The sequence below is a fragment of the Chryseobacterium sp. genome (assembly GCF_022712095.1).
Classification (GTDB): domain Bacteria; phylum Bacteroidota; class Bacteroidia; order Flavobacteriales; family Weeksellaceae; genus Chryseobacterium.
On record NZ_JALAHD010000227.1, the window covers coordinates 1 to 12,144 of the forward strand.

At 33.8% G+C, this 12,144-nt stretch carries 12 protein-coding genes; 7 read left to right on the forward strand and 5 right to left on the reverse strand.

What is annotated here, in order from left to right; all coding sequences use genetic code 11:
* The first annotated feature begins 18 nt into the window (after positions 1-18).
* From Q0A18_RS11910 to Q0A18_RS11920, 3 genes are all read left to right on the forward strand, one after another.
* Entirely contained in the window at positions 19-1,122 is a 1,104-nt protein-coding gene (locus tag Q0A18_RS11910) for a DUF695 domain-containing protein (RefSeq protein WP_292010369.1), read from the forward strand.
* A 21-nt stretch (positions 1,123-1,143) separates the two neighbouring features.
* The gene (hutG, locus tag Q0A18_RS11915) at positions 1,144-2,058 is read left to right on the forward strand and encodes a formimidoylglutamase (protein ID WP_292010370.1); all 915 of its coding nucleotides are present in this window, start codon (positions 1,144-1,146) and stop codon (positions 2,056-2,058) included.
* A 140-nt stretch (positions 2,059-2,198) separates the two neighbouring features.
* On the forward strand, positions 2,199-3,491 hold the full coding sequence (locus Q0A18_RS11920) for an aldehyde dehydrogenase family protein (protein WP_292010371.1): 1,293 nt from the start codon (positions 2,199-2,201) through the stop codon (positions 3,489-3,491).
* A 95-nt stretch (positions 3,492-3,586) separates the two neighbouring features.
* On the opposite strand, the gene pyk is transcribed toward Q0A18_RS11920, so the two are convergent.
* From pyk to Q0A18_RS11945, 5 genes are read right to left on the reverse strand one after another with little or no spacing between them, the layout of a single operon-like run.
* A complete protein-coding gene (gene pyk / locus Q0A18_RS11925) occupies positions 3,587-5,032 on the reverse strand; it encodes a pyruvate kinase (RefSeq protein ID WP_292010372.1) in 1,446 nt (481 codons plus the stop codon).
* Positions 5,025-5,498 (reverse strand): IPExxxVDY family protein, encoded by a 474-nt coding sequence (locus Q0A18_RS11930; RefSeq protein ID WP_292010373.1) that lies wholly within the window; start codon positions 5,496-5,498, stop codon positions 5,025-5,027. Before Q0A18_RS11930 ends, pyk begins: the two co-directional genes overlap by 8 nt.
* The gene (rnc, locus tag Q0A18_RS11935) at positions 5,476-6,237 is read right to left on the reverse strand and encodes a ribonuclease III (protein ID WP_292010374.1); all 762 of its coding nucleotides are present in this window, start codon (positions 6,235-6,237) and stop codon (positions 5,476-5,478) included. Before rnc ends, Q0A18_RS11930 begins: the two co-directional genes overlap by 23 nt.
* A gap of 9 nt (positions 6,238-6,246) precedes the next feature.
* Positions 6,247-7,491 (reverse strand): beta-ketoacyl-ACP synthase II, encoded by a 1,245-nt coding sequence (gene fabF, locus Q0A18_RS11940; protein WP_292010375.1) that lies wholly within the window; start codon positions 7,489-7,491, stop codon positions 6,247-6,249.
* Between the two features lie 35 nt (positions 7,492-7,526).
* The gene (locus Q0A18_RS11945) at positions 7,527-7,766 is read right to left on the reverse strand and encodes an acyl carrier protein (protein WP_002976354.1); all 240 of its coding nucleotides are present in this window, start codon (positions 7,764-7,766) and stop codon (positions 7,527-7,529) included.
* 421 nt (positions 7,767-8,187) lie between these two features.
* Between Q0A18_RS11945 and Q0A18_RS11950 the strand changes: the two genes are divergently transcribed.
* The 4 genes from Q0A18_RS11950 to Q0A18_RS11965 all read left to right on the forward strand — a co-directional run bounded on the left by Q0A18_RS11950 (position 8,188) and on the right by Q0A18_RS11965 (position 11,703).
* Positions 8,188-9,267, forward strand: a complete 1,080-nt coding sequence (locus Q0A18_RS11950; RefSeq protein ID WP_292010376.1) for a hypothetical protein — start codon at positions 8,188-8,190, stop codon at positions 9,265-9,267.
* Between the two features lie 74 nt (positions 9,268-9,341).
* Complete coding sequence (locus Q0A18_RS11955) at positions 9,342-10,091, forward strand: carbonic anhydrase family protein (protein WP_292010377.1); 750 nt, start codon at positions 9,342-9,344, stop codon at positions 10,089-10,091.
* Between the two features lie 153 nt (positions 10,092-10,244).
* Positions 10,245-10,826 (forward strand): Crp/Fnr family transcriptional regulator, encoded by a 582-nt coding sequence (locus Q0A18_RS11960; protein WP_292010378.1) that lies wholly within the window; start codon positions 10,245-10,247, stop codon positions 10,824-10,826.
* A 61-nt stretch (positions 10,827-10,887) separates the two neighbouring features.
* The gene (locus Q0A18_RS11965) at positions 10,888-11,703 is read left to right on the forward strand and encodes a sterol desaturase family protein (RefSeq protein WP_292010379.1); all 816 of its coding nucleotides are present in this window, start codon (positions 10,888-10,890) and stop codon (positions 11,701-11,703) included.
* The last annotated feature ends 441 nt before the right edge of the window (positions 11,704-12,144 follow it).

Here is a 12,144-nt window from a genome sequence, read left to right on the forward strand (position 1 = left end):
ATGGAAAAAAATTAAGTAATGGGACTATTTGACAAAATTTTAAGAAAGAAGCAGAACATTAGAAAAGTAAAAATAGAAAATTACACGGATTTCTGGGAATGGTTTTTAAAACATGAGCAGGAATTTTATAAAGTAATCAGAGAAGGTAAACAGATAGAAGAAAAATTCTTCGATATAATTTCTCCTCAACTAAAAAAAATAAATGCAGGATATTATTTCCTGGCTGGTATGAGTGATGAAAACATTGCAGAACTTATTATTACAGTAGATGGAGATATCAGAAATATTGTTTTTGCTGAAGAGATTGTAGAAGTAGCTCCCCATTTGCCTCACTGGAAATTTACAGCCCTTAAGTCTGAAATGAATATTGAAAATATCAATATAAGAATGGGAAGCTATGATTTTACAAAAGATAATATATTCTTCTATTCTAATGACATTGAAAATTACCCGGATGAAATTGATCTTACTTTTCTTTATGATGGTTTAACAGAAGAGAATAAGAAGGTTACTACCAATGGGACCTATATATTTTTAGACAACTATTTAGGTGAACTCAATTTTGCCACACAGATAGATTCTTTGAAAATAATCGGCAAAAGTGAAGCGGAAAAAGAACTTGTTCCTATTTATAAACTGAAAGATTTCTTACAATGGAGAGAAAGGGAATTTATAGAAAAATATAAAGGAGTTAAAAATACGGAAGAAGAAGACAGCTTTTCCATTCTTAATGCTACTTTAGCAAGCGGGTTACCTTTGATAGCCGTTGTTAATACTTCACTTTTAAAGTGGGATCAAAAAGCATCTTATCCATGGATTTCAGTGGTGAAGATCCGGTATAACGGAGAAAAGAACAATGGACTGCCGGAGAAAGGGGATTATGATTCATTAGATAAAATTGAAGAAAAAATGGTTGATCAGCTTAATCTCGAAGAAGGAAATTTATATATCGGAAGAGAAAGTGCTGATAACATGAGAGAAGTATTCTTTGCCAGTAAAGGCTTCAGGCATTCACCTAAAGTTTTCAATACAATCATTAAAGACCATCCGGAGTATAAAATTTCTTTTGATCTTTATAAAGATAAATACTGGCAGAGTTTTGAACGGTATAATGTCAGCTAAATAACAGAATAAATTTAAATTATGATTTGGCAGGGTAGGTTAGATGGAGAAGAGCTTCTCTATCACAGAATTTTTCAAAGAGTAAGAGAAGAATCGGATTATGGTAATATTTCCCATAATGATTTTGTTATTCATGGTTTTGCGGTGGATGAAGGTGTAAAAAGAAATAATGGGAGAACAGGGGCTAAAGAAGCTCCTGATTTCATCAGAAAAAATATGTCCAATTTTCCTGTAATTCTTCCGGATTTCTCATTGCTGGATTTTGGCAATATCACTTGTAATGATAGTGACCTGGAAAAAACTCAGAAATACCTGTGCGATAAAGTAGCTAAGGTTTTGCAAAATAGGGGAAAATCAATAGTTTTAGGAGGAGGGCATGAAGTTACTTATGCTCATTATTCCGGTATCAGAAAAGCTTTTCCCGATCAGAAAATAGGTATTATCAATATAGATGCTCATTTTGATAACAGGCAGCCTGAAAATGGGATAGGGGCGAGTTCCGGAACAGGCTTCTGGCAGATCGCTCAGGAGGGAGAAATTCATTCTTTACATATTGGAATCCAAAAAAACTCAAATACTTTAAAATTATTTGATACTGCCCACCAGCTTAAAATGAAGTATATTTTAGCCGATGAACTGTTCTTTGAGAACCTTCCTTCCATTTATGAGCGTATTAATGAATTGGCAGACAGTGTTGATCATCTCTATCTAACAATCTGTATGGATGTTTTTAATGCTGCTATTGCTCCGGGAGTTTCCGCATCTGCCTATAATGGTATTTTTGCAGATTCTGTATTCCTGCATTTTTACAGGCATATATTAAAGAATAAAAAATTACTGGCATTAGATGTGGCAGAAGTTAACCCTGCTTTTGATATTCAGGAAAGAACAGCCCGTCTGGCAGCAAGTCTCGTTAATGAGTGGTTTATGATTTAAATAATGGGATTATAATCTTTTAATAGAGAGAATCATTATTATTTAGAAGTCTAAGGAACAAAATTTGTTACTTAGATTACGCTCTTGAAAAATAGAGTATTATTATAAATTCACATCTGAATTTAAATTACAACAATATTATGGAACAATCAATAGAAAATAAACTGATTAAGGCGGATCATACTTTCTCTGAATGGAAAAAAGTGTCATTTGAAGAGAAACAAAAGCTTATTGCAAAAGCTGCAGATATTTTAAAGAACAATGCGGAAGAATATGGTGCGATTATTACGAAAGAAATGAATAAGCCTATTTCCCAGGCTATTGCTGAAGTAGAAAAATGTTCTTCCATGATGAAGTATTATGCAGACGCTGAAAATATTCTTCAGCCGGAGAAAATAGAATCTGAATATAAATTTTCTGAAGTAAGATATATTCCTAAAGGAGTTATTTTAGGAGTAATGCCCTGGAACTTTCCTTTCTGGCAGGTATTAAGATTTGCGACTCCCGCCATTTTAGCAGGAAATACAGTAGTTTTAAAACATGCTTCCATATGTTTTGGAAGTGGAAATAAAATAGAAGAAGTATTTAAAGAAGCAGGTTTTCCAGAAGGTGTTTTTCAAAATCTGGAAGTCGGACATAAAGAAGTTAAAGAGATTCTTGAGCATGATGCTGTGAAAGGAGTAAGTTTAACAGGAAGTGGAAAAGCAGGTGGAGAAGTAGCTTCGATAGCGGGATTGAATATTAAGAAATCTTTATTGGAATTGGGAGGAAGCGATGCATTTATTATATTGGATGACGCCGATCTTAATGAAGCTGCCAGAGTAGGGGCTTTGGCAAGACTTCAGAATTGCGGTCAGACTTGTGTAGCTGCAAAACGCTTTATCATTGAAGATAAGGTGGAAGCCGAATTCTTACCTAAGTTTATAGAAGAATATAAAAAGTTTGTTCCGGGCAATCCGATGAATAGGGAAACTAAAATCGGAGGAATGGCAAGACCCGATTTGGCAGATGATCTGGAGAAACAATATCAGAAAGCTCTGGATAACGGTGCTGAAGTTATTTTGCCGCTTGAAAGAATCTCCGAAAATGAATTTCATCCGGGATTGATTAGGGTGAAAGAAGGGAACCCGATTTTACAGGAAGAATTATTCGGACCATTGGGAATGGTAATGATTGCTAAAGATGATCGGGAAGCACTGAAATTAGCTAATGATATTCCTTTTGGATTATCAAACTCTGTTTGGACTGATGATAAAGACCGCCAGCAGTTTTTTATTGAAGAACTGGAATCCGGAACTGTAAACATTAACAGAATGACCAGTTCGGATCCTCGTTTTCCTTTTGGTGGAACTAAGGCTTCAGGGTATGGTACAGAGTTATCATTGATAGCATTGAAGGAATTCGTTACTCCTAAAACAATTGTAGGAAACTAAATAATGGTGGATTAGTAAGTCCTTAGACGAAACTAAGATAAAATAAAGCTCTCAAATTTAAATTTGAGAGCTTTTTTATCTGTATAAAATTTATTTTAAACGTTAGTTAACCTTAATGTGTTGGTCTTTCCTCCTTCATAAAACGGAGTTGCATTCAGGTTGATTACAAAATCTCCTGTTTCGATGAATCCATAGTTATGAGTTAACATATTTACCTGGATAATTGTTTCATCAGTAGATTTATTCATATCATAAAAATACGCATGAACACCCCAAAGAAGATTAAGCATAGTAATCACTCTTCTGTTCGAGCTATATACAATAATGTGAGAATTAGGTCTGTGGGCAGCAATATGGAAAGCTGTATATCCTGAATTCGTTAATGTAATAATGGCAGCAACATTGGTAGTCTTTGCAATTCTTACAGCCGCTAAACATACTCTGTTGGTGATAAATCTTTCATCTATGCAGTTGTAATCTTTCTCGATCGGTTCATTTTTATGTTGATAGAAATGAGTGGTTTCGATATTCTTAACGATTTTGGACATATTTTCAACCACCTGAATGGGATATCTCCCTACAGAAGTTTCTCCTGAAAGCATTACAGCATCAGCACCATCCAATACAGAGTTGGCAACATCGTTTACCTCGGCTCTTGTCGGTGTAAGGCTGTTAATCATTGTTTCCATCATCTGGGTAGCAATGATTACCGGTTTGGAATAGAATCTTGCTTTTTCAACAAGTTTTTTCTGAATAGCCGGAACTTCTTCCATCGGAACCTCTACGCCTAAATCCCCACGTGCAACCATTAACCCATCACATTCCAGCAAAATTTCATCAATATTCTGAACACCCTCAGGCTTTTCAATTTTAGCAATAATAGGGGTTTTAAAGGTTCCTTTAGGATGGCCTTTGATCAATTTTTTAAGATCGATGATATCTTGAGCGTGACGAACAAATGAAAGGGCGATCCAGTCTACTTCCATATCAAGCATGAAATTAGCATCCTGAATATCTTTCTCAGTTAAGGCAGGAAGAGATACATTCGTATTAGGTAGGTTGACTCCTTTTTTTGAGCTTAATGGTCCTCCCTGGATAGTTTTTGCTCGTACAGTATCTTTTCCGTTGGTTTCTATAACCTCCAGTACCAGTTTACCGTCATCAATAAGGATTCTTTCTCCTTCTTTTACATCTTGTGGAAACTGCTGGTAAGTCATGTAAACCTTTGTAGAGTCTCCTTCTATTTTTTCGTTGGTGAAAGTAAGGATATCTCCAGGATTAAGATAAGAACCTTCCTTTACGACCCCAACTCTTAATTTAGGTCCCTGTAAGTCTCCTAAGATACTTACGGAATATCCGTACTCTTTATTGAGTTCACGTATAATTTCAATATTTTTTCGAACCAGGTCGTAATCTGCATGTGAAAAATTTATTCTGAAAACATCTGTGCCAGCTTTTATAAGTCCTAACATTACTTCTTTAGATGATGAAGCCGGGCCAAGTGTTGCAATAATTTTTGTCTTCTTTAAATACTTATTCATAATACTGGATAATTTGATACAGTTCCTCCTCAGAACCTAATATATAATCTTGAATGGGGAAAACAAGATTTTCAGGCAACAAAATTACGGAAAAATCAGGAAATTGTTCCGATGAATGTAAAATATATTCCACATCCGCCTGATTATTTAATAAAAATTTAATGTTCTCTTCTTCTGAAAAAAGTTCTGCCTGTTGTTTTTTCTGGAAACTTTCAGAAGATTTGTTAGAAATAAAAGTAAAACAAGTTTGGGTAAACTTATGAAAAGCTTCAAATCTTGGAAAATTATAATCATAATAAACCCCGTGTAGGGTGAGGTCCTCTATTCTTGAAAATCTAAGATCGTTAGAACGGTTTATTTTGAAAAAAAATTCATGATCAGGGATATGCTTTGCTAATCTTACCAATCCAATGGTAATATCTTCAGATTCTATCTCGTCAAGATCATAAAGTTTTTGAATTTCCAAGTATGTTTTCCTTTTTATTTAAAATATAAAATGCTCTTTGTGCCGCTTTTTCCTCGGCTTTCTTTTTGGAAGTTTCAGTAGCATTCGTAATCTTTTCTTCATCGAGCCATACATGGCAGCGGAATACAATAGATTTATTTACCTGAACTTCCTCACAAGTCTCGTATTTTATATTGACTTTTTTCTTTTGGCTCCATTCCAGAAGAAGACCTTTATAACTCACGATTTTATTTTCAAGCTTATTAATCTCTGTAGGAGTTAAAAGTCTGTCCAATATGATTTTCTTACAAACTTCATAGTGAAAATCGAGATAAACAGCTCCTACTAACGCTTCAAATAAATTTCCTGAGATATTTTCTCCTAAAGCAGCTGAACTTTGTTTTTGCAATAGATCAGTCAGCTTTAAATCGTCTCCCAATTTATTGAGATTTTTTCTATTGACAATTTTAGACTTCATCTGCGTCAGGTACCCTTCATTAGCTTGAGGATATGTCTGAAACAAATGGCAAGAAATTACTGTCCCCAAAACTGAGTCCCCTAAAAATTCAAGTCTTTCATAATTGCTTTCCTGATTTTTAGACGAGCCTTTAAGAGAAAATGCTTCACGGTAGAGCTCAATATTTTGTACCTCAGTGCCTAACATATTATAAAGTCTGGAACTAAGGAAGAAATCTCTCTCCGTTAATTTTCTTTTTCTTTGTTTGAGAAGGAATTTAGAAAAGTATTTCTGTAACTCCATTCAGTAAATTTAGATTTTCTTAAATAGAATACAAGCGTTATGCCCACCAAATCCAAAAGTATTACTCATGGCTACTTCTACATCTTTTTTCACAGCTTCATTAAATGTGAAATTAAGTCTGCTGTCAATATTTTCATCATCAGTAAAATGATTGATTGTAGGAGGAACAATTCCATGAATAATAGTTCCTAATGCAGCAATAGCTTCAATAACTCCGGCAGCACCCAGAAGGTGACCCGTCATTGATTTGGTAGAATTGATCTGAATATCAAAAGCATGTTCTCCTAATAATCTCGAAATGGCATTGGATTCTGCAATATCTCCTAATGGAGTAGATGTACCATGCATATTGATGTGATCTACTTCATCAGCAGTTATACCTGCGTCTTCCAGACAATTTTTCATTACTAAGTAAGCTCCTAAACCTTCAGGATGTGGTGCAGTCATGTGATGTGCATCTGCACTCATACCACCACCTTTTAATTCTGCATATATTGTAGCTCCTCGCTTTACAGCATGTTCATATTCTTCAAGAATAATACATCCTGCTCCTTCGCCCAGTACAAATCCGTCTCTGTCTTTATCGAAAGGTCTTGATGCTGTTTTAGGATCATCATTTCTTGTAGAAAGAGCCATCATTGCATTAAAACCTCCCACACCACTTGCAGTAACAGCAGCTTCTGATCCTCCGCATACAATGACATCTGCCTTTCCTAATTGGATCAGCATTTTAGAATCAATTAATGCATTGGCGGATGAAGCACATGCCGATACGGTTGTGTAGTTTGGACCATGAAAGCCATATTCAATGGATATGTGTCCGGGAGTAATATCGGCAATCATTTTAGGAATAAAGAACGGATTGAATCTTGGAATTTCGGTATTTGCCCATCCCAATACTTCTGTTTCAAAAGTTTCTAAACCTCCGATTCCGGATCCCCAAATAACTCCGACTCTGTTTTTGTCTACGTTGTCTTCGATAATTCTGGAATGTGCTACAGCTTCTTTCGCTGCCACAAGTCCAAATTGAGTATTTCGATCCATTTTTTTTGCCTCCTTTTTATCAAAGTATTGCAACGGATCAAAATTTTTCACCTCGCAAGCGAATCTTGTTTTAAAGTTTGTGGCATCAAAAAGAGTAATCGGAGCAGCACCACTCTCACCTTTAATAAGATTTTCCCAGTAATCATTCGCATTATTTCCAATCGGTGTTATTGCGCCAAAACCGGTTACAACTACTCTTTTTAATTCCATAAACTTTCTTTAATTTTCTTTTTTGTTGAAGAATATTATTTATTTACTACTTCTTCGATATAAGCGATAGCGTGTCCTACGGTAGTAATTTTTTCAGCCTGATCATCAGGGATTTGAATGTTGAATTCTTTTTCAAATTCCATGATAAGTTCCACTGTATCTAGTGAGTCTGCTCCTAGATCATTAGTGAAGCTAGCTTCAGGAGTTACTTCAGTTTCTTCAACGTCAAGCTTATCAGCAATGATAGCTTTTACTCTTGATGCAATGTCTGACATAGTAAATTATTTTTTTAATTGTTAGATGGTGCAAATATATAAAATTCTTTACGATAAAACATTTTTTTACTCTTTTTTGTAGATGCCTGGTTTTTATTTTCGCCTAAAGTGGTTTAGTGTTTTAGTTTTCAGGTAATTAGAATTTTATTGATTTTGGGGTGTGAAATTTATCATGTAGAATCGGTTTTGAATTGTATGAAATTTGCATTTTTATATACAAATCGGAAATATGATAACAGGGATGCGAATATTTAAAGATGTGTTTTGATTTAGGATATAATGATTTCAAATATAGTCTTAGTTAATTTAATTTATTATTAATTATGTACTATTTGTATTTTGTTAATTATAATTCGTAAATTAGATTTAATTTTTAATTATTCTTCAATTATAAACATTAACAAATTAAAATTTTTTAATTATGGCAATACGAAATCAATTGGAAAAATTAGCAACCGAAAAAAACTCGCCTTGTGTGACAATCTCCCTAAATACTCATCGTACACACCCGGATAATCTGCAGGATGAGATATTACTCAAAAATATGTTGAAAGAAGCTGAAGAAAGAATTATTAATGAATTTGGTAAAAGACCTGTAGCTTCTCTTTTAGATAAAATTGAACATATAACCTCTGAAATTGACATCAATCATAATCTTGAGAGTCTTCATATTTTTCTTTCCAATGATACGGAAGAAATTGTAAAGTCAACCTGGGAAACAAGTAATGGTGGAGTTCATATCTCTGATAGCTTTGCTGTAAGATCATTGATTAAGGATGTTAACAGAAGTGAAAGTTACCTTATTATGCTGTTGTCTCAAAGCGGGGTTCAGTTATATGAAGCAGTTAATGATGGTATTGTAGAGGAAATAAAGAATGATGATTTTCCATTTTCACAAAACAGGCATTATAATACGTTTCCGGACAAGGGAAGTGATCCTAAACACTTGGATGATTTGCTCCGTGAATTTTTTAACAAGGTGGATAAGGCTTTGGTTAAAGTGTGTAATGAGACGGGGTTGAAATGCTTGGTAATCTGTACTGAAGATAATTATTCTCATTTACAGCATGTAGCGGATAAGCCGTCTGTGTATTTGGGATATGCTGGTGTAGATTATAATAATGTAGCTCCACATCAGATCGTTGCGCAGGCTTGGGAAATTGTTAAAGAACAACAGTCCAAACGTAGGGCAGAATTTATTAATGAAATGAAAGAAGCGGTAGCGCAAGGGAAAGTGCTTACAGATTTGCAGGAAATTTATCAGGCCTCTATAGATGGTCGTGGAGATTTACTGATCGTTCATCAGGATTTTTCCCAACCTGTTTTGATGACGGGAGATAGAACTTTTGATCTTATCGAAGATGTAACTACGCCCAATGCAATAGATGATATAACCAGTACCATTGCATGGAACGTTTTATCTAAGAATGGGAATGTAGTATTTACAGCTCAGAATGAGATAAAAGATCTGGGGAAAATTGTTTTAAAAACGAGATATTAATTATATATGTTAAGCTTTAGGTGAAAATCTAAAGCTTAATTTTTATCGTTCACACAACATTAAAAAACTATATTATGCAAAATTACACTTATAGCATGGGGATGCTGGTTGGTATTCTGTTGCTGCTGGTATCATGTCAGAAAAATCATGACCAAAAAGATTCCAATTCTATTACATTAAATAAAAATGAAATTATTGATGAGCATTTCCTGACTCAGGAATTGCAGTCAAAACTAAGCCCTGATACTGTTTATTCTATTTTGAAGGAGCGCAATAAAGAATATGTTGAGGATAATCTTACCATTAGGAATACTTCAGAAAGAATACGTAAGGCTTCTATCGGGCAATATCCGGCAGCAGTTGTTCTTTCCTGCCTGGATTCAAGAGTTCCGGTAGAGGATGTTTTCCATTCTGGAATAGGTGATCTCTTTGTGGCTAGGGTTGCAGGAAATGTTAGTAACGAGGATATTTTAGGGAGTTTAGAATATGCCTGTAAAGTTTCCGGAGCAAAGGTTGTGGTGGTTTTGGGGCATGAACATTGTGGAGCAATCAAGTCAGCAATAGATAATGTGGAACTGGGGAATATTACAGGTTTGCTTGCTAAAATAAAACCGGCTATAGCGGCAACACCATATAATGGAGACAGAACATCCAAGAATCATGCTTATATAGAGGCGGTAACTAAGTCTAATGTATTGCATACTATGGAGGAGATCAGAAAAAATAGCCCTATTTTGAAAGAGATGGAAGATAAAAAGGAGATTAAAATTGTAGGAGGGGAGTATCACATGGAAACGGGGAAAGTTGAGTTTTTATCAAAATAATATATTAATTATAATGTACTTGCTCGATATCTTTATCTTCTTATAATCTTTAAATAAAGAGTAAGTAATTATTTATCAGGGTAAATAATTGAAGTGTAAATTGGTAAATGCGAATAAAAGATTTATTTTTATAGAAGTATTTAACTTTTCTTTATGGAAACTTTTTTTGCACATATACTAAAGAATATTGAAGGACTTACTTTAGAGGAAATTTCAGGTTTATCCGAATATATGAATTTTCGGACCATTCCTGCGGGAGAAAATTATATTGAAGAAGGAGATTTCGATACTAAGTTCTTTTATATAAAGAAAGGATTGTTCCGTATTTTTTGCCTTTTTGAAAATGGAGAGGAGAAAACAATATTGTTTCGCTGGGAGAGCTGTTTTATGGGGAATTATGACGGTATCATTTATAAAAAACCTTCCCGTTTTTTTTATCAGGCTTTAGAAGAGGTAGAATTATTGGAAATGGATTATTCGGTGTTGGAATCCTATCTGAATAAAAACCTTAATCTTAGTAATATCAGAAGCAATGTGATGCTGAGTATGATTGGTGATTTGCTCAGAAGAAATGAAAATTTTATTCTTTTGAATCCGGAAGAAAGGTATAGAAGAAGACTGGAAGAAAATGAAGCTATTATTAATCGTGTTCCTTCCAAATATCTGGCTTCCTTGTTAGGAGTAACTCCCGTATCTTTAAGTAGAATAAAGAAAAGAATTTTCAAAGGAAATTAACTTTTGTTATTTCTAATATAACTAAAGCTTAATAATTTTGAATAAAAATATTAATATGGAAATGATTTCAAAAATATTAGAGCTTACACTTACCGGTATGGTGAGATATTTTGTGATTACAGTTCCTGTATTTGTTGTTTTCTATATTGTTTTAAAGAAAAACTTTAAAAAACTTAAAATACAGGAAAGAGAAGCTAAAAAGAAAGATTTTCTACATGAAATCAGTAATTCTTTGGTTTCGTTATTAGTAATGGCTGTGATAGCAGTTCTTACCATTTTTACCCCGATCATTCATTATACTCAATTTTATACCGGAAATGAATATCCGTTATGGTGGTCATTTGTAGCTGCATTTATTGCATTGATTGTTCATGATACGTATTTTTATTGGATGCACAGAATCGTACATCACCGTAAAATTTTTAAATATGTTCATCTTACGCATCATAAGTCTACCAATCCCTCTCCATTCGCATCTTATTCATTCCATGCTTTTGAGGCTATTGCGGAAGCTTTGATTCTTCCTATTGTCTTATTTATTATTCCGATGAACCCCCTATCTATATTTCTGTTCATTTTAGGAGGTTTTATTATTAACGTTTACGGACATCTTGGTTTTGAAATTATGCCCAAGTGGTTCAGACATAGTTTTCTTTTTGAAGTACTTAATACTTCCACCCATCATAATATGCATCATTCAAAGTTTAAAGGTAATTATGGACTTTATCTTAGAGTATGGGACAGAATGATGGGAACGGAACATCCTGATTATGTGAAAACCTATGACAAAATACAGGAAAAACGGTTTGGAGAAGAAAATAAGTCTGTAAAGGTTCCTTTAACGGTTAAAAGGAAGATTGGAAAAAACCTTCTGTAACTTTTAAATTTGGCTAAACACATAAGTGCTTTCTTTATGAAAGCATTTTTTTATATATATAATACTTATAAATTATTTATTATTGATAATTAATAGAAATTGATCGAATATGCATAGTTGTTAAATTTGTATATTTGTTTATTGATGAATATATTTACTTTAAACGCAAACTCTTAAACATGATCTGAGAGTTTTTCTTCAGTAGGAGGTGTTGAATCTATGAAGTTGATTTGTAATTGGTGTTATGAATTAATTCCCTTAAGTATATGTTAATAGATTTAGAGAGAAAATTAATAAGAAAGACACTCTATGGGCTGGAAGCTAGCCTTTCCATATTTATAATCTTTGATTTTTTTTATGGTGAAAGATTTATTTCATCTGTTTCATTACTTGTATTGGTAGTGACTTTATTGGTAGATTTTAAATTTCGGAAAGGAGGCC